Annotated in this window: 25 protein-coding genes; 19 read left to right on the forward strand and 6 right to left on the reverse strand. The window is 67.4% G+C overall.

What is annotated here, in order from left to right:
• Positions 1 to 28: 28 nt before the first annotated feature.
• From lipA to MU521_RS04155, 4 genes are all read left to right on the forward strand, one after another.
• Positions 29 to 955, forward strand: a complete 927-nt coding sequence (lipA, locus tag MU521_RS04140; protein WP_092688345.1) for a lipoyl synthase — start codon at positions 29 to 31, stop codon at positions 953 to 955.
• Between the two features lie 227 nt (positions 956 to 1,182).
• Entirely contained in the window at positions 1,183 to 2,289 is a 1,107-nt protein-coding gene (gene pdhA / locus MU521_RS04145; RefSeq protein WP_092688412.1) for a pyruvate dehydrogenase (acetyl-transferring) E1 component subunit alpha, read from the forward strand.
• Position 2,290: 1 nt separating this feature from the next.
• On the forward strand, positions 2,291 to 3,298 hold the full coding sequence (locus MU521_RS04150; protein ID WP_092688342.1) for an alpha-ketoacid dehydrogenase subunit beta: 1,008 nt from the start codon (positions 2,291 to 2,293) through the stop codon (positions 3,296 to 3,298).
• Between the two features lies 1 nt (position 3,299).
• A complete protein-coding gene (locus MU521_RS04155) occupies positions 3,300 to 5,006 on the forward strand; it encodes a dihydrolipoamide acetyltransferase family protein (RefSeq protein ID WP_092688339.1) in 1,707 nt (568 codons plus the stop codon).
• Positions 5,007 to 5,026: 20 nt separating this feature from the next.
• Here MU521_RS04155 and MU521_RS04160 read toward each other — a convergent pair whose 3' ends face one another.
• Positions 5,027 to 5,551 (reverse strand): HVO_2922 family protein, encoded by a 525-nt coding sequence (locus tag MU521_RS04160; RefSeq protein WP_092688336.1) that lies wholly within the window; start codon positions 5,549 to 5,551, stop codon positions 5,027 to 5,029.
• A gap of 73 nt (positions 5,552 to 5,624) precedes the next feature.
• Here MU521_RS04160 and lpdA point away from each other — a divergent pair, with 73 nt between their 5' ends.
• From lpdA to MU521_RS04215, 11 genes are all read left to right on the forward strand, one after another.
• Positions 5,625 to 7,049, forward strand: coding sequence for a dihydrolipoyl dehydrogenase (gene lpdA, locus MU521_RS04165; protein WP_092688333.1), 1,425 nt, complete (start codon positions 5,625 to 5,627; stop codon positions 7,047 to 7,049).
• 145 nt (positions 7,050 to 7,194) lie between these two features.
• Positions 7,195 to 7,845 (forward strand): hypothetical protein, encoded by a 651-nt coding sequence (locus MU521_RS04170; RefSeq protein WP_092688330.1) that lies wholly within the window; start codon positions 7,195 to 7,197, stop codon positions 7,843 to 7,845.
• Positions 7,846 to 7,935: 90 nt separating this feature from the next.
• Positions 7,936 to 8,931: a hypothetical protein gene (locus MU521_RS04175; RefSeq protein ID WP_092688327.1), complete on the forward strand. Its 996-nt coding sequence runs from the start codon at positions 7,936 to 7,938 to the stop codon at positions 8,929 to 8,931.
• Positions 8,932 to 9,065: 134 nt separating this feature from the next.
• Positions 9,066 to 10,016 (forward strand): hypothetical protein, encoded by a 951-nt coding sequence (locus MU521_RS04180; RefSeq protein ID WP_092688325.1) that lies wholly within the window; start codon positions 9,066 to 9,068, stop codon positions 10,014 to 10,016.
• Positions 10,017 to 10,105: 89 nt separating this feature from the next.
• Positions 10,106 to 10,918, forward strand: a complete 813-nt coding sequence (gene pheA / locus MU521_RS04185) for a prephenate dehydratase (RefSeq protein WP_092688323.1) — start codon at positions 10,106 to 10,108, stop codon at positions 10,916 to 10,918.
• Positions 10,919 to 10,992: 74 nt separating this feature from the next.
• On the forward strand, positions 10,993 to 11,430 hold the full coding sequence (locus MU521_RS04190) for a peroxiredoxin (protein ID WP_092688321.1): 438 nt from the start codon (positions 10,993 to 10,995) through the stop codon (positions 11,428 to 11,430).
• Between the two features lie 67 nt (positions 11,431 to 11,497).
• Entirely contained in the window at positions 11,498 to 12,814 is a 1,317-nt protein-coding gene (locus tag MU521_RS04195) for a methyl-accepting chemotaxis protein (protein WP_092688319.1), read from the forward strand.
• A gap of 66 nt (positions 12,815 to 12,880) precedes the next feature.
• Entirely contained in the window at positions 12,881 to 13,306 is a 426-nt protein-coding gene (locus MU521_RS04200) for an Hsp20/alpha crystallin family protein (protein WP_092688317.1), read from the forward strand.
• A 37-nt stretch (positions 13,307 to 13,343) separates the two neighbouring features.
• A complete protein-coding gene (locus MU521_RS04205) occupies positions 13,344 to 13,799 on the forward strand; it encodes a peroxiredoxin (RefSeq protein ID WP_092688315.1) in 456 nt (151 codons plus the stop codon).
• Positions 13,800 to 13,940: 141 nt separating this feature from the next.
• Entirely contained in the window at positions 13,941 to 16,913 is a 2,973-nt protein-coding gene (leuS, locus tag MU521_RS04210) for a leucine--tRNA ligase (protein ID WP_092688313.1), read from the forward strand.
• A gap of 72 nt (positions 16,914 to 16,985) precedes the next feature.
• On the forward strand, positions 16,986 to 18,527 hold the full coding sequence (locus MU521_RS04215; protein WP_092688311.1) for a methyl-accepting chemotaxis protein: 1,542 nt from the start codon (positions 16,986 to 16,988) through the stop codon (positions 18,525 to 18,527).
• Here MU521_RS04215 and MU521_RS04220 read toward each other — a convergent pair.
• Positions 18,524 to 18,685 (reverse strand): hypothetical protein, encoded by a 162-nt coding sequence (locus MU521_RS04220; RefSeq protein WP_175452772.1) that lies wholly within the window; start codon positions 18,683 to 18,685, stop codon positions 18,524 to 18,526. The genes MU521_RS04215 and MU521_RS04220 overlap by 4 nt on opposite strands.
• 43 nt (positions 18,686 to 18,728) lie before the next feature.
• Between MU521_RS04220 and MU521_RS04225 the strand changes: the two genes are divergently transcribed.
• Positions 18,729 to 18,905, forward strand: a complete 177-nt coding sequence (locus tag MU521_RS04225) for a hypothetical protein (RefSeq protein ID WP_175452771.1) — start codon at positions 18,729 to 18,731, stop codon at positions 18,903 to 18,905.
• A gap of 12 nt (positions 18,906 to 18,917) precedes the next feature.
• On the opposite strand, the gene MU521_RS04230 is transcribed toward MU521_RS04225, so the two are convergent.
• The gene (locus MU521_RS04230) at positions 18,918 to 19,907 is read right to left on the reverse strand and encodes an ornithine cyclodeaminase family protein (RefSeq protein ID WP_092688309.1); all 990 of its coding nucleotides are present in this window, start codon (positions 19,905 to 19,907) and stop codon (positions 18,918 to 18,920) included.
• 93 nt (positions 19,908 to 20,000) lie between these two features.
• On the opposite strand from MU521_RS04230, the gene MU521_RS04235 reads away from it, so the two are divergent.
• Positions 20,001 to 20,705 carry a hypothetical protein gene (locus MU521_RS04235; RefSeq protein ID WP_092688307.1) on the forward strand — a complete coding sequence of 235 codons (705 nt, stop codon included), beginning with the start codon at positions 20,001 to 20,003 and terminating at the stop codon, positions 20,703 to 20,705.
• 221 nt (positions 20,706 to 20,926) lie between these two features.
• On the opposite strand, the gene thsA is transcribed toward MU521_RS04235, so the two are convergent.
• Positions 20,927 to 22,609: a thermosome subunit alpha gene (gene thsA, locus MU521_RS04240; protein ID WP_092688305.1), complete on the reverse strand. Its 1,683-nt coding sequence runs from the start codon at positions 22,607 to 22,609 to the stop codon at positions 20,927 to 20,929.
• Positions 22,610 to 22,818: 209 nt separating this feature from the next.
• On the opposite strand from thsA, the gene MU521_RS04245 reads away from it, so the two are divergent.
• Both MU521_RS04245 and MU521_RS04250 read left to right on the forward strand, forming a co-directional pair.
• Positions 22,819 to 23,313: a hypothetical protein gene (locus tag MU521_RS04245; protein WP_092688302.1), complete on the forward strand. Its 495-nt coding sequence runs from the start codon at positions 22,819 to 22,821 to the stop codon at positions 23,311 to 23,313.
• A 51-nt stretch (positions 23,314 to 23,364) separates the two neighbouring features.
• Positions 23,365 to 24,903, forward strand: coding sequence for a uracil-xanthine permease family protein (locus tag MU521_RS04250; protein WP_092688300.1), 1,539 nt, complete (start codon positions 23,365 to 23,367; stop codon positions 24,901 to 24,903).
• A gap of 54 nt (positions 24,904 to 24,957) precedes the next feature.
• Here the strand turns inward: MU521_RS04250 and MU521_RS04255 are convergent, their stop codons facing one another.
• Both MU521_RS04255 and rio1 read right to left on the reverse strand, forming a co-directional pair.
• Positions 24,958 to 25,506: a KH domain-containing protein gene (locus tag MU521_RS04255; protein WP_092688298.1), complete on the reverse strand. Its 549-nt coding sequence runs from the start codon at positions 25,504 to 25,506 to the stop codon at positions 24,958 to 24,960.
• Positions 25,507 to 25,588: 82 nt separating this feature from the next.
• On the reverse strand, positions 25,589 to 26,476 hold the full coding sequence (rio1, locus tag MU521_RS04260) for a serine/threonine-protein kinase Rio1 (protein WP_092688409.1): 888 nt from the start codon (positions 26,474 to 26,476) through the stop codon (positions 25,589 to 25,591).
• Positions 26,477 to 26,566: the final 90 nt, after the last annotated feature.

Genomic DNA, 26,566 nt, shown 5'->3' on the forward strand with positions numbered 1-26,566 from the left:
TTCTCCCGACGGCCCCTCCTGTTCGACAATGAGTCGCGCCCGCAAGCCCGACTGGCTCAAGATGGCACCCCCGTCGGGCGAGCGATTCACCGACATCAAAGAGACCCTGCGCGAGCACGACCTCCACACCGTCTGTGAGGAGGCCAACTGTCCCAATCTGGGCGAGTGCTGGAGTGGCAGAGAGGGGCCAGGAACGGCGACGTTCATGCTCATGGGCGAGCGCTGTTCGCGAGGCTGTAACTTCTGTGACGTGGAGACGGGCGGGATGGACCCGCTCGACCCCGAGGAACCCCAGCAGGTCGCCGACGCCGTCGCCGAGATCGGCCTGGACTACGTCGTCCTCACGTCCGTCGACCGCGACGACCTGCCCGACCAGGGTGCGGGCCACTTCGCCGAGACGATCCGCGCGATCAAGGAGCGCCACCCCGGCATCCTGGTGGAGTGTCTGATCCCCGACTTCCAGGGCGAGGAACGACTCGTCCGGCAGATCGTCGACGCCGAACCCGACGTGATCGCCCACAATATCGAAACGGTGGACCGCCTCCAGTGGCCCGTCCGGGACCGCCGGGCCGGCTACGAGCAGTCCCTCTCTGTTCTGCGGCAGGTCGACCGTGAGTCGGACATCTACACCAAGACCAGCCTCATGCTGGGCGTCGGCGAGTACGACCACGAGATCTACCAGACCCTCCGGGATCTCAAGACGGTGGGCGTCGACGTGGTGACACTGGGTCAGTACCTCCAGCCCTCGCGGTCGCATCTCGAAGTCAGCGAGTACGTTCACCCCGACGCCTTCGACACCTGGCGACGGGTCGCCGAGGAGGAACTGGACTTCCTCTACTGCGCGTCGGGCCCGATGGTCCGGTCGTCGTATCGGGCCGGCGAGTTGTTCGTCGAGGCCGTGCTGGACGGCGAGGACCCGGCGGTGGCGCGCGAGCGGGCGCGGGCGAGCGAGTAGTCAGTTTTCCTCGGCGGGAACAGGTACCAGCGCCAGCCCATCGGCCCACGACACGAAACGTTCGTCCACTTCTGAATCCAGTCGACACCTGAAAGTTCCAGAATATCCAGCCCGGATCGGCAGACAGCGAACACGAGGGCGCAAGATTGCGTGGTAACGAAAGCTATTTGCCAAAAGCCTATTAGCGAGCGCCGCGACGTGTATGGTATGTGTTGTCGGAGGGCAGTATGAGTACCCTACAGCGTGACCCGGGCGAACGGGTCGAGATCCTCGACGAGGACGGCCAGGTCCGGGAGGGCGCGACGGTGCCGGACCTGGACGACGAGGAACTCGTCGACATGTACAGACAGATCACGTTAGCCAGACACTTCGATCAGCGAGCGGTCAGCCTCCAGCGGCAGGGCCGCATGGGGACCTACCCACCGCTTTCGGGCCAGGAGGCCTCGCAGGTCGGGAGCGCCCACGCGCTGGACGAAGCGGACTGGCTGTTCCCCAGCTACCGGGAGGCCGGCGCGGCACTGATCCGGGGCGTCCCATTGAAGCAGATCCTGCTGTTCTGGATGGGGCACGAGGGGGGCAACGCCGTCCCCGAGGCGGTCAACATGTTCACGATGGCGGTCCCCATCGCCACGCAGGTCCCCCACGCGACGGGGGCGGCCTGGGCCTCCAAATTGAAGGGCGAATGCAAGGCCTTCCTCTGTTACTTCGGGGACGGCGCGACCAGCGAGGGCGACTTCCACGAAGGCATGAACTTCGCGGGCGTATTCGACGTACCTGCCGTGTTCTTCTGTAACAACAACCAGTGGGCCATCTCGGTGCCCCGCGAGCGCCAGACGGCGAGCGCGACGCTGGCCCAGAAGGCCCACGCCTACGGGTTCGAGGGCGTCCAGGTCGACGGGATGGACCCCCTCGCCGTCTACCAGGTCACCCGCGAGGCCGTCGAGAAGGCCAAAGATCCCAACGAAGGCGAGTTGCGGCCGACGATGATCGAGGCCGTCCAGTACCGCTTCGGGGCCCACACCACCGCCGACGACCCGTCGGTCTACCGGGACGACGACGAGGTCGAGGAGTGGAAGGGTAAAGACCCCATTCCGCGGCTGGAGACGTTCCTGCGCGAGCGGGGCCTGCTGGACGACGAGACCGTCGCCGCCATCGAACAGGAGAACTCGGATCGGGTGGCCGAGGCCATCGACGCCGCCGAAGCGGTCGAGCGGCCCGAACCCGCGGAGATGTTCGCACACGTCTACGCGGAGATGCCCCAACGCTTACAGCAACAGCTAGAGTACTTCGAGCGCGTCAGGGACCGACACGGCGACGACGCCCTCCTCGAATAACATGAGTCAGGCAACCGACACCGAGACCGAGGCACAGGATCTCACGCTCGTACAGGCCGTCCGCGACGGGTTGTACGGCGAGATGCAACGGGACGACGACGTGCTCGTGATGGGCGAGGACGTGGGCGAGAACGGCGGCGTCTTCCGGGCCACGCAGGGCCTCATCGAGGAGTTCGGCGACGACCGGGTGATCGACACGCCCCTCGCGGAGTCGGGCATCGTCGGCACCGCCATCGGTATGGCCGCCTACGGCCTCCGCCCGGTGACCGAGATCCAGTTCATGGGGTTCATCTACCCCGCGTTCGACCAGATCGTCTCCCACGCCGCCCGCCTGCGCACCCGAAGCCGGGGCCGGTTCACCTGCCCGCTCGTGGTACGGGCCCCCTACGGCGGCGGCATCCGCGCGCCGGAACACCACTCCGAGTCCAAGGAAGCGTTCTTCGTCCACGAGGCCGGCCTCAAGGTCGTCATCCCCTCGACACCGTACGACACGAAAGGGTTGCTCGCCTCGGCGATTCGCGACCCGGATCCAGTGATCTTCCTCGAACCGAAGCTCATCTACCGGGCGTTCCGCGAGGAAGTGCCCGACGAACCCTACACCGTGCCACTGGGCGAGGCCGCGGTCCGCCGGGAGGGGACCGACGTGTCCGTGTTCACCTGGGGTGCGATGACCCGCCCGACGATGGAAGCCGCCGAGAACCTCGCAGAGGAGGGCGTCGACTGCGAGGTCGTCGACCTCCGGACCCTCTCGCCGATGGACGAGGAAGCCATCAAAGAGTCGTTCAAGAAGACCGGGCGGGCGGTCGTCGTCCACGAGGCCCCCAAGACGGGCGGGCTGGCCGGCGAGATCATCGCCACCATCCAGGAGGACGTCCTGCTCTACCAGGAGGCCCCCATCAACCGCGTGACGGGCTTCGACACGCCCTACCCGCTGTACGCGCTGGAGGACTACTACCTGCCCGAGGCCGCCCGCATCGAGGACGGCATCCGCGAGACCGTGGAGTTCTAGGATGGTTCGTGAGTTCAAACTCCCCGACGTGGGCGAGGGCGTCGCCGAGGGCGAAATCGTCCAGTGGCTCGTCGGCCCGGGCGACCCCGTCTCCGAGGACCAGCCCGTCGCCGAAGTCGAGACCGACAAGGCCGTCGTCGAGGTCCCTTCGCCGGTGAACGGCACGGTCAAAGAACTGCGGGCCGAGGCTGGCGACGTGGTCCCGGTCGGCGAGGTCATCATCGTCTTCGACGTTCCCGACGAGGGAAGCGAGTCGGGTGCAAGTCGGACGGAGTCCGACTCTGTGGAGGGCGAGGAGGCCGAGGAGACCGGCGAGGAGGCGACACCCGAACCAGCGGCGGGCGGTGAACCAGCCGAGGACCCCGCGGCCCCGAGTACGAACGGCGAATCGGGCGGTCGGGTGTTCGCCGCGCCCAGCGCCCGCCGACTGGCCCGCGAACTCGGCGTCGACCTCGCCGCCGTCGACGGCTCCGGTCCCGGCGGGCGCATCACGGAGATGGACGTTCACACCGCGGCCGAGACCGACGCGGACGGACCCGAGGAAGCCGAACCGACCGCCGGCGCTGACGGGACGGCGACCGGCGCCGACGAGACTGGCGAGGAAGCCGAGGCCGCCATCGCCGAGGCCGAGGAACCGCTGGGCGGCGCCCAACCGACCGTCGCCGAGGGGAGCCAGCCCACGACGGAGGGGGCGGCGGCCCCAGCGGCCGAACCGGCCGACCGCGACCGCACGCTGGCGACTCCGGCGACCCGCGGCGTCGCGAAGGAACTCGACGTGGACATCAACGCGGTGCCCGCGACCGAGGAACGCGACGGCGAGGCCGTCGTGACGGACGACGCCGTCCGGCAGTACGCCGAGTCCCAGCGGGCGGCCCAGGCGGCCGACGCGGAAGCGGTCAGCGCGGGCGGCGAGCGCGAGGAGGGCACGGCGGCCGAGTCGGAGCGCCCCGAAGTCGCCGCCGGCACCGAGGAGCGACTCCCCTACCGCGGCGTCCGGCGGACCATCGGCCAGCAGATGGAGCGGTCGAAGTTCACCGCGCCCCACGTCACCCACCACGACCAGGTGGACGTGACCAGGCTGGTCGAGGCACGCGACGGTCTCGCGGAACGGGCCGAAGATAGGGGCATCAAGCTCACCTACCTGCCCTTCGTCGTGAAGGCCGTCGTCGCCGCGCTCCGGGAGTACCCGATCCTCAACTCCCAACTCGACGAGGAATCGGAGGAGATCGTCAAGCGGGGCGACTACAATATCGGGATCGCCACCGCCACCGACGCCGGGCTGATGGTGCCCGTCGTCGAAGACGCCGGGCGGAAATCCCTGCTGTCGATCGCCAGCGAGGCCAACGAACTCGTCGGGAAGGCCCGTGAGCGGTCGATCGGCCGCGAGGAGATGCAGAGCGGCACCTTCACCATCACCAACTTCGGGGCCATCGGCGGCGAGTACGCCACGCCGATCATCAACTACCCCGAGACCGCCATCCTCGGACTCGGCGCGATCAAGAAGCGGCCGTGGGTCGTCGAGGACGAACGCAGTGAGTCCTCGGAGAGCGCGAGCGGCGAAGCCGTGAGCGGCGAAGTCGTCCCCCGCCACGTCATGACGCTCTCGCTGTCCATCGACCACCGCGTGATCGACGGCGCGGAGGCCGCACGGTTCACGAACACGCTGAAGGAGTACCTGCAGGACCCGACGCTGCTCCTGCTGGAGTGACGTCGGGACCGTCCAGACGGCTACTCTTCGATCTCCACCTCGGCTCCCAGAGCGTTCCGCTGGACGCTCTCTAACCCATTCATCGCGTCTTTCCGGCGCGCGTACCCCTCACCGCTGTCGGCGACGATGTTGCCGTTGCGGTGGCGGAGCCGCCAGCGCCACTCGTCGGCCTTGTCCCGAAATACCTCGAAGGTGGCCTGTGAGGCGGGTGTGGCGTCGGCCGACGCGTTCGTGGGGTCGGCCGTGGTGTCGGCGGAGTCGGTCGCCGACGGGTCGTCCGTGCCGGCCGTCTCCGTCACCGCGGTCTCGCGCTCGTCGGCGGGGTCCCACAGGAGTTCGACCTCCAGTTCCCGCTCGTCGGTCTCGGTGTCGTGGTCGACTTCGATGTCGACGGTCATCTCGGTCGGGACGCCGACGTCGGTGTCGGCGCCGGCCAGCGCGTCGAGGCCGGTCCCCGATTCGAGGTCGTCGGCGAGCGAGCGCAACAGGGCGGCCGTCGCCGTGGCGTCGCGCTCGTCGGTCTGTTTGAACAGGCGTTCCTCCATACCCCGACTGGTCGGGTCGGCGAGGGATAAAGCCAACCCGCACACTCAAAGTCCGGGGGTGCGTTGCCGTGGTATGGTCGTCGGCGACATCGCGACTGGCACCGACGTACTGGTAATCGGCGCGGGCCCCGGCGGGTACGTGGCGGCGATCCGGGCCGCCCAGTTCGACCTGGACGTGACCCTCGTCGAAAAAGAGGCCTACGGCGGGACCTGTCTCAATCACGGCTGTATTCCCTCGAAGGCACTCGTCTCGGCGACGGACGTGGCCCACGAGGCCCGCGAGGCCGAACACATGGGCGTCCACGCCGACCCCGCCATCGACATGGCCGGCATGACCGCCTGGAAAGACGAGGTGGTCGACCAGCTCACCACCGGCGTCGAACGGCTCTGCAAGGGCACCGGCGTCAACCTCGTGGAGGGCACTGCGGAGTTCGCCGACGAGAACACGGCGCGGGTGGCCCACGGCGGCGAGGGGCAGGGCTCGGAATCCATCGAGTTCGAACACGCCGTCGTCGCGACGGGGAGCCGCCCGGTCGAACTGCCCGCCCTGCCGTTCGACGGCGAGCGCATCCTCTCCTCTCGGCACGCCCTCGCGCTGGAGTCCGTTCCGGACAGCCTGCTCGTGGTCGGGGCGGGCTACATCGGGATGGAACTGGCGACGGTGTTCGCCAAGGCCGGGAGCGACGTGACCGTGGTGGAGGCGCTGGATCAGGCGCTCCCGATGTACGAGGCCGACGTGACTCGCGTCGTCACCCAGCGGGCGAAGTCACACGGGGTCGACTTTCACTTCGAGGAGGCCGCCGCCGACTGGGAGGAACGGGAGGGCGGGGTGACGGTCGTCACCGAGGGCGAGGACAGCACGGTCTCGGAGCACGACGCCACGAAGGCGCTGGTCGCGGTCGGGCGCGAACCCGTCACCGACACCGTGGATCTGGGCGCGGCGGGCGTCGAGACCGACGCGGACGGGTTCGTGCCGACGGATGACCGCGCGCGCACGAACGTGGACCACATCTTCGCCGTCGGTGACGTGACCGGCGAGCCGATGCTCGCCCACGAGGGGATGAAAGCCGGCGAGGTCGCGGCGGAGGTGATCGCGGGCAAACCGGCCGCGCTCGACCAGCAGGCCGTCCCTGCGGCGGTGTTCACCGATCCGGAGATCGGGACGGTCGGCCTGACCGAACGCGAGGCCGAGGAGGCGGGCTTTTCGCCGGTCGTCGGGGAGTTGCCCCTGCGTGCGTCCGGGCGGGCGCTGACCCACGACGACACCGACGGGTTCGTCCGGATCGTCGCCGACGCGGCCGACGGGTTCGTCCTCGGGGCCCAGATCGTGAGCCCGGACGCCTCGGAGTTGATCGCCGAGGTCGGACTGGCCATCGAGATGGGAGCCACCCTGGAGGATCTGGTGGCGACGGTCCACACCCACCCGACGCTCTCGGAGGCGGTGATGGAGGCGGCGGCCAACGCGATGGGGCAGGCGATCCACACGCTGAACCGCTGAATCGGACCCCTCCGCAGTCGGGCAAAAATCGTGCACGTTTTCCGACAATCGTGGCCCCCTGCTGCGATGGGCTCAGTGGTGGAGGTGACCAAAAGAGCTATAGTTGCGATTTCGAAATTTCGGAACACGAGTCAACCGAATAGCCATGACGGACGATACGGACGATACGGACGATACGGACGACGACGCCGCAGACGACATCACGAGCGCGATCCTCTCGGGTTCGATGTACGATCAGTTGCGCCTCCAGCGACGGACGTACTTCTCCCAGCCGACTATCACGAAACTGACGTGGCAGAGCCTCCTGCTCGGCGGTCTCACACTGCTCTTGCCGATCTATCTGCTCTTTCCGGCGACGGTGCGGGAGTACGTGCCGTCGGCCGATCCGGCGACGGCCTCGCCGAAAGTGTTGATTCTGGGGCTGGTCGGCGCGGGTGTCGTGACGTTCACTGCCCTCCTGCTGGTCGGCGGTGCGCTGTACCGCATCCGCAACCACCCCCTCGACGAGACGGAGGCACAGGCGATCCTCAACGTCGAGGACTTCGCGTCCTACCTGGCCTTCGGGACCGGCGGCCTGGCGATCGGGCTGACCGTCGTCTACTTCCTGCTCGGCCTCGGCGGCGGTGCGGCCGTCGGGAGCTACGTGCAGGCGATGGACGGCGTCAACCCGTTCGCGTCCTCGGGCACGGGGCTGTCCGTCGTCCAACTGGCCGTCGGCTCCTTTCTCGGGTGTATCGTCTTGCTCATGATCCGGCTGTACCTCAAGCTCCGACTGTTCGAACTCGACGGCGTGTGAGCCTGGGGCCGCCGGACGTGGCCGGCCAGTGATTGCTGACGGACGTATAGTATCGAATAGATCTTATGTGATTACATACAGGAATACGCCATGGAACAGACACGTCGGCGGTTTCTCACCGCCAGTGCAACGCTCGGGACAGGTGCGCTCGCGGGCTGTAGCACGGTCACGGACGCGATCCCGTTCATCGGCGGTGGCGGCCTCGGCGACTACGAGCAGTGGGTCTACGAACCGGATCGGTTCGCGAGTTCCGACGGGGGCGGGGACTTCGGTGACGAGAACGTCGCGTTGAGTCTCTTCGCGATCAACCAGCAGTCGATCTACGAGAACCGCAAGGACCTGTATCCGAGCACGTACAACTCCCTGTCGACGAACTTCGCGTCGAACACGGGAATTCTCCCGCGAAACGTCTCCTTGCTGCTCAGCCTGCCCGAAGGGCTGGTCCTCTCGGGGTCGTTCGAGCGGAGCGAGGTCACCGCCGAACTCGAAGACGACAGCAACACCGAGTACGAGAGCGACGGGAGTTACAGCGGGTTCGACCTGTACGTCCGGTCCGAGCGCGAGGAATCGCCGGACGCGTTCGGCGTGTCCGGTAATGCCGTGGTCCGGGGCCAGCGGGTCGACAACTTCGGGTCCGGTTCGGACACAGTCCCGGCCACGGACGTGGTCGAGGGGATCATCGACACCGAGCGCGGCAGTGCCAACAGGTACGTGAACGCCAACGACGCCTTCGGAACGCTGGTCAGTTCACTCGGCGGCAGCAGTTTCCTCAGCGCGACCGTCCGGAACGAGCCAATCAGTGCCGACGACGCCGACGAAGACAGCGGCGAATTCGAGGGGCTGGTCGCCAGCGGGCAGGCCTCCAGCATCAATGGCGCGAAGACCGACTCCCAGTCCGTGTTCGTCTTCGACTCACAGGGCGACGCCGATACGGGGTCGGTCGACGACTACATCGAGTACAACGACAACAGCGGCCAGTTCGCCCGCGCCAGGAACGTCGAGGTCAGCCAGAGCGGCCGGACGATCACCGTCAGCGTCACCTCGGACACCTACACCTCCCCCAACCTGGGGACCGGCGGCCAGTAACGCCACACGTCCGCCGTCGACCCACTCCGCCTCAACCGCCGTAACGGCCCGCTACCCCGCCTCGAACGCGGACGCGGGACACCTGGGGTGTTACTATCGAATATATTTTATGTTATAACATACAGAAACAGTACATGGAACAGACACGTCGGCGGCTTCTCACCGCCAGTGCTGTGCTGGGTACAGGTGCGCTCGCGGGCTGTAGCACGGTCACGGACGCGATCCCGTTCATCGGCGGTGGCGGGCTGGGCAACTACCAGCAGTGGGTCTATCCGGCCGACCAGTTCAACCAGGACGCCGACAGTCTGAACTTCGACGGCACGAATCAGAAAGGCATCTACGACAGTCGCAAAGCGTTCTACCCGAGTACCTACAGTTCGCTCGCGGCGAACTACGGCACGGTCGGACTCACGGGTCGGTCCGTATCCATGGATCTCGGTCTGCCCGAGGGGCGCGTGCTGAAAGGGTCCTACGACACGGCGGCGGTCGTCGCCGAACTCGAAGACGACGCCAATACCCAGTACGAGAGCGACGGGAGCTACAGCGGCTACGAGCTGTACGTCCCGTCGGACAGGGACACACCTTCACAGGCGGTGGCCGTCTCGAACAACGCCATCGTGTTCGGCCGGCGCGTCGAACCGCCGTTCGGTGCCGACTGGGACGCGGTCGCCGCGACGGACGTGGTCGAAGGCATCATCGACACCAGCGGCGGGAGCGGCACCCGCGCCGTCGACGAGAACGACGACCTGACGACGCTGGTGAACGCGCTGAACAGCGGGACCAACGTCAGCGGCGGTACCCGAGCGGACGAGGTGGATTCGGATCAGGCCGACGCCGAGTCGGGCGTCTTCGACGGCCAGGTCGCCAGCGGCCAGTCCTGGTCGGTCAACGGGAACACGACCAGCCGCCAGTGGGTGTTCGTCTTCGACTCCGAGGGTGACGTGAGTACCACCGACCTCAACGACTGGGTCGAAGCCAACGATACCGGCGGTGTGTTCACCCGCGCCCGCAACGTCAAGGTGAGCCAGAACGGACGTGCGGGCGTCGTCACTGCCAAGATCGACACCTACGACCTCTTCCGCTGAGACGGCTCCGTGGCGAAATCGAGTGCTGGACATCCGTCTCCGGGTCGACACCACGACGCTTTTTATCCGCAGGAGCGAAGACGACGACGATGAAGGCACTCACGCTCGGTCCGACGGGAACCTACTCACACCGGGCCGCGACGGCCGTCGCCGACGAGGTAGCCTTTACCGAATCGGTGACGGCCATCGTCGAGGCCGTCGCAGGGGGCGAGTACGACCGCGGCGTCGTCCCGGTCGAGAACAGCATCGAGGGCAGCGTCACCGAGTCGCTCGACGCCTTCGCCGAACACGACGTGGCGGTCGTCAGGGAACTGATCACCCCCATCCGCCACGCCCTGCTCGCTCAGAGTCCCGACTTCGAGTTGATCGCCAGCCACGCCCAGGCGCTGGCCCAGTGTCGGGACTACCTCGACGCCGAGTATCCCGACGCCGACCTGGAAGCGGTCGCCTCGACCGCCCGCGGCGTCGGGCGCGCCCGCGAGGACCCGTCAGTCGCGGCCATCGGCCACCCCGAGAACGCGACCAACGGCACCGACCTGGCGGTGCTGGCGAAAGACATCCAGGATCAGTCCTCGAACGCGACCCGCTTCCTGGTGGTCGCGCCCGAGAGCGAGCGCTCCGAGGGCGGCGGCAAGACCTCGCTGATCGTCTACCCCAACGTCGACTACCCCGGGCTCCTGCTGGAGATGCTGGAGCCCTTCGCCGAGCGGAACATCAACATGACTCGCGTCGAGTCCCGCCCCAGCGGCGAACGCCTGGGCGATTACGTCTTCCACATCGACATCGCGGCCGGGCTCTACGAGGACCGGACCCAGGACGCCCTCGACGAGATCGAGACCATCGCCGAGGACGGGTGGGTCCGCCGGTTGGGGTCCTACGATACCGAGCACGTGGTGGAGTAGGAGGCTCGAACGCAGTGAGAGCCTCGCTGTCTGGAAGACAGTGTTTTCACCCGTCGGCGCGACGGAACGAACCGATGCTCGACACAGGCGATGCGGTACCCGAAATCGAGGCACAGAACCAGAACGGTGAGACGGTCACACCGACGTTTACCGGGCCGACGGTCGTCTACTTCTATCCCCGCGACGGGACGCCGGGCTGTCAACTCGAAGCCCGCCAGTTCCAGGCCGAACTCCCGGACTTCAGGGACCTGGGCGCGACCGTCTACGGCGTCTCGACCGACGACGTGGCTTCCCACCGCGCGTTCGCCGACGAGGAGGCCCTCGATTTCGACCTGCTGGCCGACCCCGACGGCGAGGTGGCCGCGGCGTTCGGCCTCGACACCGAGGGCGGGTACGTCGAGCGGATCACATTCGTGCTGGCCGACGGGGCGGTGCAGGCGGTCGTCGACGCCGACGACGTGAACCCGGACGGCCACGCCGCGACGGTCCGCGAGCAGGTGGCGACCCTCTAGCCCGTTATCGCGTTCGATAAAATCGCCGAAACGTTGAGGAGCGGGGTGTGAGAACGCACAGGGAGAGATGTCAGAACAAGAGCGGCGCGGGGCGGCGGCGGGCGTCTACGCCGACTTCGACGACGCCGAGATGATGTGGGTACAGGCGTTGCTGGACCTACCCGTGCCCATCGTCGTCACGGACGATGAGCCGAACATCCTGCTGTTCAACCCCGCCATGCAGGAGTTGATGGCGCTTCCCCCCGAACGCGTCCCGGAGATGGAGGGCCACGAGGTGTTCCGGACCGAGGAGACACACGGGACACAGACGACGACGGCCCAGCGGACGATGGCCAACGAGACCCAGATCAGGGGCGTCGAGGCGAAACTGTTGAACCACGACGACGAGGAGCGGACGGTCAAGATCACGAGTACGCCGATGTACGACGCCGACGGCGACCTCGCGGGGTCGGTGACGGCACTCCAGGACGTGACCGAGTTGCGCGAGAAGGAGCGCCGCCTCCAGGAGAGTCAGGAGCAGGTCGCCGAGCGGCTGACGGACGTGATCGCGCGGCTGGAGACGGTCGCGGGCGACGTGGCCGACAACGCGGCCGACATCGAGGACCGGGCGGTCGCCCAGGACGACCGGCTCGACGAGATCAGCGGGGAGATGGAGTCACTCAGCGCGAACATGGAGGAGATCGCGGCGACGACCGACGAGGTGGCCGAGACGGCGGCCAGCGCCCGCGAGGCTGCCCGTCGCGGCCAGGAGGCGGGCACGGAGGCCGAATCGGCGGCCGACGACATCCTCGCGACCAGCGAGAATCTGGAGGCGACGGTGGACCGACTGGCCGACCGGATGGACGACATCGAGGCGGTCGCCGAGATCATCGCCGACATCGCCGAGCAGACGAACATTCTGGCGTTGAACGCCAACATCGAGGCGGCGCGGGCGGGCGATTCGGGCGAGGGGTTCGCCGTCGTCGCCGACGAGGTGAAAGACCTCGCGGACCAGACCCGCGAGTACACCGACGAGATCGGCGACGAAATAGAGGCGATCACCGGCGAGACCGACCGGACCGTCGAGGAAGTCGAACGAGCCCACGACCGCGCCGTCGAGGTGAGCGACCGCGTCGACGAGACCCTCGACGCGCTGGAGGAGATCGTCGAGCACGTCGAAGACGCCGCGGATGGGGCCGAAGAGATCGCGACGGCCAACGACGACCAGGCGGCCCACATCGAGGAGGTCACCGCGTCGGTCGAGCAGAGCGCCACGGAGGCGGGCGAGATCCACGAGACCGCCACCGAGACGGCCGACCTGACCGAGCGCCAGCACGACATCGTCGAGGAGGTCCGCGAGGCTGTCGAGGAACTCTCCGAGGACCTCGCCGAGGGGGACGACTGACGGGCAGGGTGGGCCTCGCCGACAGACAGTTTTAACGGGCCGTCGTAATCGTGGTGGGGTGAACCCATGGATCGACAGAACCCATTCGAGGAGATCGACCGGCTGTTCGACCGGATCAGCAGCGAATTCTCCGAGCTCCCGGCGGCCGGACCGGGTGGCAGCGTCGCCGTCGACGTGGCCGACACGGGCGAGGCCTTCGAGGTGACCGCCGACGTGCCCGGGTACACCAGTGACGACATCGACGTGACCCTGCCCGACCCGCGGACGGTGCGGATCGCCGCCGGTTCGGAGACGACCAGCGAGACCGAAGACGAGGACGACGACCACCGGTACCTCCGCCGGGAACGGACCCGCCGCTCGACGAGCCGCACAGTGGCGCTCCCCCACCGCGTCCGGAAAGGAGACGCCGAGGCGAGCTACGACAGCGGCGTCCTGTCGATCACGCTCCCAAAACAGGAGGCCAGCGAGGGGACGGACATCCCGGTGAACTAGCACAACGGCCTTCCCGCCGGCCGTCGAATCGGCGGGTATGCTCGAACCGGGCGACCCGGCACCCGACGTAACGGCACGGAACCAGCACGGCGAGTCCGTCTCGCCGACGTTCACCGACCCGACGGTGGTCTACTTCTATCCCGAGGACGGGACGCCGGGCTGTACGACCGAGGCCGAACAGTTCGCGCGCGAGCGCGAGACCTACGACGACGCCGGCATCACGGTCTACGGCGTCTCGACCGACGACGCCGAGTCCCACCGCGCGTTCGCCGAGGAGACCGGCGTCGAGTTCGACCTGCTGGCCGACCCCGACGGCGAGGTAGCGGCGGCGTTCGGCGTGCCCCTGGACGCGCCCGGCGATTCGACGCCCCGGACGACGTTCGTCCTCGTGGATAGCGTCGTCGAGCGGGTCTATACCGGCGTGAACCCGGACGGCCACGCGCGCGACTTGCTGCTCGAACTGCTCGACGACGGCGTCGTCACGCTGGACTGATCCGGCCGGCGGGACGCGGTCGAACTGACGACGCTGGGCGCGACGGTACCTCGAACTCGGATGGGGACCCACCGACCGGACGAGGGACGGTGACTCGGCAGATAGGGAGTTCTTTTAGGCTGGCAGGGGGAACCGGTACGTATGGATTACGAGCCCCAGGAACTCGAAGCGAGGTGGCGCGATCGCTGGGCCGAAGCGGGACGGTACGAGGCCGATCCCGACGGCGAGGCCGAGCCGACGTTCATCACCGTCCCCTACCCCTACCCGAGCGGCGGTATGCACATCGGGCACTGCCGGACCTACACCGTGCCCGACGTGTACGCCCGCTACCGCCGGCTCCAGGGCGACGACGTCCTCTTCCCCATCGCCTGGCACGTCACTGGCACCCCGATCATCGGTGCCGTCGAGCGCCTGAAGAAAGGCGAAGAGGATCAGCTGTCGGTCCTGCGGGACACCTACAACGTCCCCGAGGACACCCTCGAAGACCTCGAAACCCCGATGGGCTACGCCCGCTACTTCATCGAGAATCACTACAAGTCGGGGATGAAGCAACTCGGCCTCTCCATCGACTGGCGGCGGGAGTTCACGACGAACGACGAGCGCTACTCGAAGTTCATCACCTGGCAGTACGAACGGCTCAAAGAACGGGGCCTGCTGGAGAAGGGGCTCCACCCCGTGAAGTTCTGTACCGACGAGGAGAACCCGGTCACCACCCACGACCTGCTCGAAGGCGAAGAGGCCGAGTTCCAGGAGTACACGCTCGTGAAGTTCGAATCGGAAGTCGATGGTGCGGACACAATCTTGCCGATGGCCACGCTCCGACCCGAAACCGTGCGGGGCGTCACGAACGCCTACGCCCACCCGGACGGCGAGTACGTGCGGGCGACGGTCGACGACGAAACGTGGGTGGTCTCCAGCGCGGCCGTCGAGAAACTGCGACTCCAGGAACGCGACATCGAGATTCGCGAAGAACTGAGCGGTGCGGACCTCATCGGCGAGACGGTGACGAATCCGATCACCGGCGACGAGGTGCTGATCCTGCCGGCGACCTTCGTCGACACCGACAACGCCACCGGCGTCGTCATGTCCGTCCCGGCCCACTCGCCCGACGACTACCTGGCCCTACAGGAGGCCAAGGCCGACGACGAACGAATGGCCGAGTACGGGATCGACCCCGCCGACGTGGCCGACATCGAACCGATCCCGATCCTCGACATCGAGGACTACGGGGAGATCCCCGCGAAGACCGCGGTCGAGGACGCCGGTATCGAATCGTCGGACGACCCCGAGCTGGAGGGCGTGACGGCCGATCTCTACCAGGCCGAGTTCCACCAGGGGATCATGCACGACGACTACGGCGAGTTCGCGGGCATGACCGTCGAGAACGTCCGCGAGGAGTTCCGCGCCCACTACCAGGACGAAGGCGCGTTCGACGAGATGTACGAGTTCACCGAGGAGGTCGTCTGTCGCTGTGGCGGCGACGTGGAGGTCGCCAAACAGGACACCTGGTTTTTGCGCTACAACGACGCCGAGTGGACGGAGAAAGCCCACCGGGTGCTGGACGGCATCGACACGATTCCCGAGAACACCCGCGACCAGTACGATCACACCATCGACTGGCTCAACGAGTGGCCCTGCATCCGCAACTACGGGCTGGGCACCCGCCTGCCGTGGGACGAGGACTTCGTGATCGAACCGCTGTCGGACTCGACGATCTACATGTCCTACTACACCATCGCCCACCGGCTGGACGAGATCCCGCCCGAGGACCTCGATCCCGAGTTCTTCGACGCACTGTTCTACGGCGAGGACGCGGTCGACGCCCCCGACGAGCGCGCGCTCGAACTGCGCGAGGAGTTCGAGCACTGGTATCCCGTCGACTGGCGCTGTTCCGGCAACGACCTCATCAACAACCACCTCACTTTCTTCCAGTTCCACCACGGCGAACTGTTCCCCGAGGACAAGTGGCCCCAGGGGATCACCATCATGGGCATGGGCCTGCTGGAAGGGGAAGCGATGTCCTCCTCGAAGGGGCACGTCGTCCTGCCCTCGAAGGCAATCGACGAGTACGGAGCCGACACCGTCCGATTCTTCCTGCTGAACTCCGCGGAGCCGTGGCAGGACTACGACTGGCGCGACGACCTCGTGGGGAGTACGCGCGACCAGCTCGAACGGTTCTGGAGCCGGGCCCAGGAAGTCATCGACTTCGACATCGACGAGATGGTCGAGATCACGCTCGAAGTCGAGGGCGAGGAGACGACCGACGTGGCCATCGACGAGGAGGCGCGACCCGACCTCGAACACATCGACCGGTGGCTCCTCTCGAAACTGCAGAGCACGATCCGGGAGGCGACCGAGGCCATGGAGGGCTTCGAGACGCGGACGGCGAGCCAGGCGATCTTCTACAGCTTCGAGGAACACCTGAAGTGGTACCGGCGGCGGGCCGACCTCGACCGCGAGGGGGCCCAGTGGACCCTGCGTGAGGTCCTGCGGACGCGCCTGCGCCTGCTCGCACCGTTCGTCCCGTTCATGGCGAACGAACTCCACGAGCAGTTGACCGGCGAACCGGCCGAGGACGCCGACTGGCCCGAGCCCGACCCCGCGTTCGAGGACGAGACAGTCGAGCGCCGGGAGCGACTGGTCGAAGCCGTCACCGACGACATCCACGACATCGTGGACGTGACCGGGACCGACCCGGACACGGTACGGGTGTACGTGGCGGCCGACTGGAAACGCGACGTGTTCGAGACCGTCCGGGAGCGCGCGGAACGGAGTTCCGGGGACGGCGCGAGCGGCGACAGCCGCGAGCAGGGACTCGACGTGGGTGCGATCATGGGGCAGGTCATGGAGGACCCGGACCTCCGGGAGAAAGGCGACGCGGTCAACGACCTCGTGCAGGACCTCGTGGAACTGGTTCGGGAGCGCGACGCGGACGAACTCGCCGCACTAGCCGATGTCGACGAGCAGGCCGTCTACGCGGACGCCGGAAGCTTCCTCGAATCCGAGTTCGACGCGACCGTCGAAGTCTACGACGAGGCCGACCCCGACGCCGTCGACCCCGACGGGAAAGCCGACAGTGCCGTCCCGTTCCGGCCGGCGATCCACCTGGAGTGAAACAACCCGCGAGCCGGTGTCGATCGGAAAGCGGAACGTTGTTGTGAGAAACTCTTTTCGGTCGCGATAACGATGACACAGAACCGAAGCGCAGACGACGGCTTCGGCTCCTCCGGAAACGGAACTTCGGAGCCTGATAGTGCCAGTACCCCGGATTTTCCACTCGGGTTCGGGTCGATTCTCGACCGGATCGACGGTGCGATCTTCGTTCTCGATTGTGATAGCAACATCGTGAGCTGGAACGAGGGGCTGGAGCAGTTGACGGGCCACTCGGAAGCCGAGGCACGGTCGATGGAGATGGCCAGTCAGGCGTTCTACCACGACGGGCGGCGCTCGAAGACACTGGCGGACAAGGTGGTCGCCGCGCCGGAGCGGGCCGACGATGAGTTCGGCGTCCCGCGGGCCGAAGACGTGGACTACACGCTGTACCGGGACACGAGCACGATGGTCGCGGCCGACGGGACCGAGCGGGAGATCGAATTCAGCGCCGCGCCGCTGTACGAGGGCAGCGAGGGACAGGGTCCCTCTGGCAGCCGGACGCAGTCCGGCGACGGCGAACTGGTCGGGGCCGTCGAGATGGTACAGGACCGGACAGCGGAGGTCCACCGCCGCGAGCAGTTGCAGGCGCTTGTCGAGGAGGTCTCCGGGACGCTCACGGCGATCGCAGAGGGGAACCTCGATGCGCGGGCGTCCTTCGAGTCCGAGCATCTCGACGACGAGGTGGTGGCGGTCGTCGACGCCGTCAATCGGATGGCCGAGCAGCTGTCGGAACTCGTCGCGGACGTGGGCAGACGGACCGAAGAACTGGAGCAGTCGGCCGCGGACGTGGCCGAAAGCGCCAGCGAGATCAGCGACCTCGCCGACGAGCAGACCGAGGACGTCGAAACCGTCGCCTCCGAGGTGTCCCAGTTGAGCGCGACCGTCGAGGAGATCGCCTCGACCTCCGACGAGGTGGCGGCGACCAGCCGCGAGGCCGCCGACCTCGCCGACGAGGGGCGAGCGGCCGGCCGCGAGGCCATCGACGTCATGGACGACGTGAACGATTCGACGGCGTCGGTCACCGACTCGGTCGACGACCTCCGGACCCGTGTCGACGAGATCGACGAGATCGTCGAGGTGATCAACGACATCGCCGACCAGACGAACATCCTGGCGCTGAACGCCTCCATCGAGGCCGCGCGGGCGGGCGAGGCTGGCGAGGGCTTCGCCGTCGTCGCCGACGAGGTCAAGGAGTTGGCCGGGGAGTCACAGGATCGGGCCGGCGAGATCGAGACCCGGGTTCGGGCGATTCAGGACGACACCGAGAGAACCGTCGAGCGCCTCGAGCGGATGACCGAGCGGGTCGAGGCGGGGATGGAACAGGTCGAAACGGCGATGGAGCGACTGGAGGAGATCGCCGACGTGGCACGGGAGGCAGCCGACGGTGTCCGGCAGGTGTCGGAGGCGACCGACGATCAGGCCGCCTCGACGGAGGAGATCGCCAGCATGATCGACGGCGTCGTCGAGAAGGCCGAACGGGTTTCCGCCGAGATCGAGGACGTGGCCGCCGCCAACGAGGAACAGACCGCGACCGTCACCGAGATCAACGGGTCGCTCCAGCGGCTGACGGACTAGATCTCCGCCAGCGATTCGTACTCGTCCCAGCAGTCACAGTCGAGGTCCTCGATCGAATCTACCTCGTCCGGCAGGTCCGAGAGCGGCATCCACCCCGACTCCTGTTTGGCGCACTCGTCGGCGTGAACGCTGAAATCGTCACCCGACATGTAGGGCATATCGGCAGGTATGGCCACAAGATTGAAAACAGTATCGTCGGGTTTGGGGAGGGAAAACGGCGGCCGAACCGACAGCGGCCCCGACGTAGGCGGGTCTTGCCGCGACGCCCGGACCGCTTCGACCGGGGAGATCGCGAGCATGATCGACGGGATCGTCGACCGGGCCGAGGCGGTCGCCGCCACCGAGGAACAGACCGCGACCGTCACCGAGGCGGAGTGACCGCGACGCGGCTCACAGGTCGGTCCCGACGAGTTCCATCGACTCGCCCACGCCGTGCTCGCGGGCGTACTCGTAGACGACGTGGGCGCTGGCCACGTCCTGGATGGCCAGTCCCGTGGAGTCGAAGACGGTGATGCCGTCGTCGGTCCGGCCGCTGGCCTCGCCGATCACGACCGCGCCCAGTTCCGCGTGGATGTCCTCGTCCCCGAGCGTACCGGCGGCGTAGGGGACGTTGATCTCCCCGGAGTGGGTACACTGGGCGTGGTCGTCGATGACGAGTTTCGCGTCCAGCAGAATCGCGTCGTCGAGTTCGTGTTTCCCCTCGGCGTCGGCCCCCATCGCGTTGATGTGCGTGTGGTCGCCGACAGCCTCGCGGGGGACGATGGGGTCGCGGACCGGCGTCGTCGTCGACACCACGTCACAGTCGACGGCGTCGGCGATAGAGCCCCCATGGACCTCGAACTCGTCGCCGGTCTCGGCCCGGAACGCGTCGACGGCGTCGGGGTCCTTGTCGGCGACGACGACAGTCTCGATGTCCCGGACGGTGGCGATGGCATCGAGCTGGGCGCGGGCCTGGACGCCGGCCCCCACCAGGCCCAGCGAGGTGGCGTCGGCGACGGCGAGGTGATCGGTGGCGACGGCGGCGGCCGCGCCGGTCCGCTTGCGGGTGAGCGTGGTCCCGTCGATGATCGCCAGCGGGACCGCCGTCTCGGGGTCGGAGTAGATCATCGTCCCCATCACCGTCGGCAGGCCGTGGTCTTCGGGATTCGACGGGTGGGAGTTGACCCACTTGATGCCAGCGCCGTCCCAGTCGTCTGCCTCCAGATAGGCGGGCATCGACCGGAAGTCCCCGTCGTACTGCGGGAGGTCGATGTATGACTTGGCTGGCATCTGGGCGTCGCCGCGGGCGTAGGCGGCGAAGGCGGCCTCGACGGCGTCAACGACCGCCGGCACCTGGGCGCTCTCCTCGACGGCGGCCGGGTTCAACAGCAGCGTCTCCATACCGGCATCTGGTCGGCCGGGCGACTTAGTTCCAACCCCGCCTCCAGCCGAACCCGTCCCGAGGTTTATTTCGGCACAGTCCTACCAGTGGCCATGTCCCGCCTCGCGCCGGCCGTCCTGTGCTGTGCCCTCCTCGTGGCCGGCTGTGCCGGGTTCGCCGCCGACGAGCCCGAGACCCCCGGCCCCGTCTCCGTGCCCGAGGTCACGGTCCCGACGCCCGAGGCGACGCCGACCGCGACCCCACGCCCGCGGATCGCCGCCGGCGTGACCCGCGAGCGCGTCGTCGCCCCCGAGGCACTCGTGGCCGCCCACGTCGGAACCCTCCGGAACGCCTCCTTTCTGTTCACCTACGAGCGGACGGTCACTGCCGAGAACGGGACGGTCCAGCGACGGGTGATCGACGGTCGTGTCGACCGCGGCGCCAACGACACGACGACCTGGACCGTGACGAACGCGAGCGACACCGCCGCCGGGACCGAAACCGAGACACGGTCGGGCGAGAACTGGTCGTTCTCGCCCTCGTTCCGGGACCGGCTGCGACCGGTCCTCTCCGCGGTCGAACTGGTCCGGGCCGACGATCCGAGCGGAGTGCCACTGCGGACGACGACGTACTACTACCGGGCCAACGCGACGACCGCGACGCTGTTCGGGGAGCGAGCGCGGAACGTCTCGGTCCTGCTGGAGGTCGAGCCCAGCGCCGTCGTCATGTCCTACGAACTGCGCTACGAGCGGGCCGGGACCGGCGAAGAAGTGGTCGAGCGCCTGAACTACGGCGCGGTCTGGTTCGGGAACGGCTGAGCCGTCGCTGGTCGAGCGGTACCGAAAGAAAGCGTCGTTTCGTTCGGCGGAGCGATGCGGGTGCGGTGCGGCGGGCACTTGGGTATCGTGCCGCACGCGAGGGCCGTCAGGCCCGAGCGCGCGGAACCTCGGCGTCCGACCAACGGGAGGACGGCGAGATTTTTCCCCAAGTTTTTGCCGCGAGTCGCGCCTCTGGCGCGACGAGCGTGCAAAAAGTGGGCTTACATCATCCCGCCCATGCCGCCGCCCATGCCGCCCATGCCGCCGCCCATGCCGCCGGGCGCGCCGCCGGGGCCGCCTGCGGGTGGTCCTTCGTCGCCGTCGTCGTCGCTCTGGCCACCCTTCATGTCGCCGGCCGCGATCACGTCGTCGATGCGCAGGATCATGACTGCGGCTTCGACGGCGGACTCGACGGCCTGGGTCTTGACGCGCAGCGGCTCGACGACGCCGTCGTCCTCCATGTCGACGACCTCGCCGGTGTAGGCGTCGAGACCGACGGTGGTCGAGCCCTCGTCGTGCTGGGCGCGGAGGTCGACCAGCGAGTCGATGGGGTCGAGGCCGGCGTTCTCCGCGAGCGTGCGCGGGATGACGTCGATGGCGTCGGCGAAGGCCTCGACGGCCAGCTGTTCGCGGCCGCCCACGGAGTCGGCGTAGTCACGCAGGCCGAGCGCGAGCTGGGTCTCGGGGGCACCGCCGCCGGGGAGAACCTGCCCGTCTTCGAGCGTGACGGACACGACACCCAGCGAGTCATCGACGGCGCGTTCGACCTCGTCGACGACGTGGTCGGTGCCGCCGCGCAGGATCATGGTGACCGCGCGGGCGTCCTCGACGTCCTCGACGAAGATGCGCTGGTCGCCACCGATGTCTTTCTCCGCGACGGAGCCGGCGAAGCCGAGGTCGTCCTCGGTGACGTCGTCGATGTTGGAGACGACGCGAGCGCCCGTCGAGCGGGCGAGCGCCTTGATGTCGGACTTCTTGGCCCGACGGACCGCGAGGATGCCCTCCTGAGCGAGGTAGTGCTGGGCCATGTCGTCGATGCCCTTCTGGCAGAAGACGACGTCAGCACCGGCTTCGTCCAGGTTGTCGACCATCTCCTTGAGCTGTTTCTCCTCCTGGTCGAGGAACTGCTGGAGCTGGTCGGGGTCGGTGACATTGACCTCGGTGTCGAGTTCGGTCTCGGGGACCTCGATAGCCGTGTCGAGCAGGGCCACGTTGGCGTCCTCGACGCCGTAGGGCATGTTGTCGTGGACGCGTTCCTTGTCGACGATGACGCCCTCGACGAGTTCGGACTCGTCGATGGAGCCGCCGACGACCTTCTCGACCTTGATGTTGTCAGTGTCGATACCCTCGTCGTCGGCGACCGAGCGGACGGCGTCGACGACCAGTGCGGCGAGGGTGTCCTTGGCGTTTTCGGCACCCTTGCCGGTCATGGCGGTGGCGGCGATCTGCTCGAGGATGTCGGTGTCGTCCTCGTCGACCTCGATAGCCATGTCCTCGAGGATCTCCTTGGCCTCCTCGGCGGCCTGGCGGTACCCCTGGGCCAGGATAGTGGCGTGGATGTCCTGGTCCAGCAGGTCCTCGGCCTTCGCGAGGAGTTCACCGGAGATGACGACGGCGGTCGTAGTGCCGTCGCCGACCTCGTCTTCCTGGGTCTGGGCGACCTCGACGATCATGTTGGCCGCCGGGTGCTCGATGTCCATCTCGTCGAGGATGGTGACGCCGTCGTTCGTGACGACGACGCTACCCGTGTCGCCCACGAGCATCTTGTCCATCCCCTTCGGACCGAGGGTGGTCCGAACGGACTCGGCGACGGCCTTGCCGGCCGTGATGTTCATCGACTGTGCGTCTTTCCCCGATGTCCGCTGACTCTCCTCGGAGAGTACGATGAGGGGCTGGTTACCCATCTGCTGAGCCATAGTCAAGCAAAGAATTGTATTGCCATTCTATATAAAAGTTGTGTTACCCACAGCCGAAACCGCCAACGGGCGACGCGTCCGAACCGCGTGGCACCGGATACCAAAGCAGGCTTTAAACAGCCTGAGGGCGACCGCTCCGGTCGCCGGCCCGGGTTCGGCACCGGGATTTAGGTGCTGGGTACACGAACGTTCGGGCGATGGAGATTCGCCTACGCCTGGACGACGACCTGGTCGCGGAGCTAGACGAGGAGGCCCAGCTCCAGGGGTTCGACGACCGGGGCGCGTACCTCCGGTGGATCGTCGCCAACCGCCCGATGTCGGACCTGGCGACCACACAGGCGCCGGCCGTCGCGAGCCGTGTCTCGGAACTGGAAGAGCGCGTGAAACTGCTCGAACGCCAGCTGGACCTGGACGAACCGACGAACCCCGACGCCGACCTCGGACAGTCCGGCGGGTCGGGGCCCGTGACGACGGAGTCTGACACCGGCGGTGCGGAACTGGAGCCCAGCGGGACGAGCGACCCCGACGAGACCGCGGGCGGCGAGCCGACGAGTCTGGACGACGACATCGAACCCGACCAGGAAGCGATGGACCTCGACGAGGACGAGGAGAGCGAGGAGGAGGCCGCGGCCGACGACGACATCGCCGAGGCCATCGGGGACGTATCACTGGAAGACGACGACGAGGAGTGAGCGCCGGCCGAGACCGACGGGGTTTTGCCTGCTAAGCCACAGCCCCGACCGATGGGTACCGAGGCCGACGAGAGTGCGGAAGCGTCGTTCGTGGAGTACGGGGTCGACGACTGGCCGGGAACCTGGCCGTCGATACTGCTCGGCCTCCAGCACTACCTGACGATGGTCGGGGCGAACGTCGCCGTCCCGCTGATCCTCGCGGGCGCGATGGGGATGCCGACCGACGTGACCGCGCGGTTCGTCGGCACCTTCTTCGTCGTCTCCGGCGTGGCGACGCTGGCCCAGACCACCCTCGGGAACCGCTATCCGATCGTCCAGGGCGCGCCCTTCTCGATGCTCGCGCCGGCGATCGCCATCGTGACTACCGTGACCGCCACGGGCGGACTCCCGGGCTGGCAGGCCAAACTCCAGGTCCTCCAGGGCGCGATCATCGTGGCGGCGCTGGCGGAGGTCGCTATCGGCTACCTGGGGATCGTCGGGAAACTCAGAGCCTTCCTCTCGCCGGTCGTCGTCGCCCCCACGATCACCCTCATCGGACTGGCGCTGTTCGACGTGTCACAGGTCACCGCCGCCACCACGAACTGGTGGTTGCTCGGACTCACCCTGGGCCTGATCGTCCTGTTCTCGCAGTACCTCGACCGCAGTCACCGCGTGTTCAGTCTGTTTCCGGTCCTGCTGGGCGTGGTGATCGCCTGGGTCGTCGCGGCCGGCCTCTCCGTGGCCGGCGTCTACACCCCGAGTGCGGCCGGCTTCGTCGATCTGGGCGCGGTCACCGAGGGTCGGCCGCTGTTCCCGATCTACCCCTTCCAGTGGGGGCTGCCCCGCTTCGAGCTGGCCTTCGCCATCGGCATGTTCGCCGGCGTCCTCGCCTCCATCGTCGAGAGCTTCGGCGACTACCACGCCGTCGCGCGCCTGACCGGGAGCGGGATGCCCAGCGAGCGCCGCATCAACCACGGGATCGGCATGGAGGGGCTCACCAACGTCTTCTCCGGGATCATGGGAACCGGGGGCGCGACCTCCTACTCCGAGAACATCGGGGCCATCGGCCTGACGGGAGTGGCCTCGCGCGCGGTCGTCCAGATCGGCGCGCTCGTGATGCTGGTGGTCGGATTCGTCGGCTACTTCGGTCGGCTGGTCGCGACCGTGCCCGATCCCATCGTCGGCGGCCTGTTCGTCGCCATGTTCGGCCAGATCGTCGCCGTCGGCCTCTCGAACCTGAAGTACGTCGATCTGGACTCCTCGCGGAACGTGTTCGTCCTCGGCCTGGCGCTTTTCGTCGGCCTCGCCGTCCCCGAGTACATGGCCAACGTCGGCGACGTGGCCACGTTCCAGGCGGGACTGGCCGGGATCCCACTCGCCGGCCCGGTTCTGGGCACGGAAGCGGTCGCCAACACGGTCTACGTGATCGGTACGACCGGCATGGCCGTCGGCGGCCTCACGGCGCTCGTGTTCGACAACACGATCCCCGGGAGCGACGCGGAGCGCGGGCTCACCGAGTGGGATCGGATCTCCGAGGCCGAGGACGCGTTCCAGCCGGTGTGGACCCGCTGGTTCGGGCAGGAGTCGACGGAGTTGGACGAAAAGCGGTAGAACGGTCAGCTCGTGTCCACACGAGCGGAGGGAGTGTGGGCTCGGATAACCGTGTTATCCGGTGAACTGGTGGTACTCCATGCCCTTCTGTTTCATCTCGTTGTGGCGACGCTCCAGGAACGAGTAGACCGAGCCGTGGGGCGCGCCGTCGAGGATCATCTCGGCGGCCTCCCGGACGGTGTCGACCTGTTCCGGTTCGCCGATGATCGACAGCGTGGAGCCGTAGATGACGACGGCCGCGCCGGAGAGTTCTTCCATGAGCTCCCGCGTCCGGCCGTCTTCGCCGATGAGTCGGCCCTTCTTCCGTCGCATGTCTTTCTTGTTCCGGGAGGCGGCTTTCAGATCGACCACGTCGAACATCATCAGGTCGTCCTCGAGCAGTTCCAGTGCGTCCTCGGGGGCGAACCCGCGGCCGATGGCCTTCACGATGTCCGGACCGTTCAGCCCCACGATGGGATCACCGACCGTCTCGACTTTGACGGACCCGCTTTCGGAGTCGATGTCGAGTCGCACCTCCGCGCGCTCTTCGATCTCGCGCATCGTCTCCCCACCTTCGCCGATGAGCACGCCGATGCGGTCCTGCGGTATCTTCACGTGCTGCATAATATGCTCGCCACTACGGTACCCCACGGTTTCAAGGCTTCGCACAGTGGCCGCCACCGAACCGTCGCTCCGTGGCCGTCGATCAGTCCTCGTCGCCGCCCGTCACAAACGCCAGCAGGTCGTCGTCCTCGACCGCCAGTCCCTGCCGACGGAAAAACGAGGCGACGTTGTGACAGTCCCGTTCGAGGAAGTCGCGGCTGTTGGGATGGTGGACGGTGACCGCCTGGCCCAGGTCGATGACGACCAGTTCCTCGCCGTGGAGGATGATGTTGTACTCCGAGAGGTCGCCGTGGACCAGGCCGGCACTGTGGAGCCGGCGCATGTACTCCCGGACCACCTCGAAGGCCGTCTCGGGGTTCTCGACGTGGACCTCGGCCAGTCGCTTGGCGCGACCCTCGCCGTCGTCGATTCCCAGCAACTCCATCACCAGGACGTTGCGCTCGACGGCGATGGGTTCGGGGACGCGGACGCCGGCGTTGCGCGCGCGTTCGAGGTTGGCGTACTCCTTGCGGACCCACGCCTTGACGATGTCGCTCTTCTTCGAGCCGATGCCGTCGAACCGGGGGTCGCCGTCGAGGTAGCCCCGCATGTCCTGGAAATCGGAGGCGTTGATCCGGTAGATCTTGACGGCGACCTCGGGCGAGTCCGCGATATCCAAAGCGTCGGCGGCCGCCCGGCCGCCCAGCGCGGAGTAGACGTTGGCCTCCTTGCCCGTCGAGATCGGGCCGCCGAATGCGTCGATGTGGCCGTCCTGGACGAGTTTGTAGAGAGCACCGAAGGTGGCGTCGTCGAAGACGGACGCCTCGACCTTGAACTGGTCTGCGTCCTTGATCCGCTCGCGGAACTGGCTGAACTCCCGGTCGCGACTCCGGGCGATGCGGTCGGCCTCGGTGTCGGCGACGTCGATCTCCTCCCACTCGTCGCCGGGCGAGTCCACGTCGTCGGTGTCGACGAGATCGAACTCAGCCACCTTTCTACACCCCCCTCGTTCGCGTTCGCTCACTCGGTCGGGCAAAAATCCGGGCCAGAAATCGTGGTTCGGTTCGGTCGCGCTCGCTGC

Origin of the sequence: Halorientalis regularis (assembly GCF_023698535.1) — an archaeon.
Lineage (GTDB): Archaea > Halobacteriota > Halobacteria > Halobacteriales > Haloarculaceae > Halorientalis > Halorientalis regularis.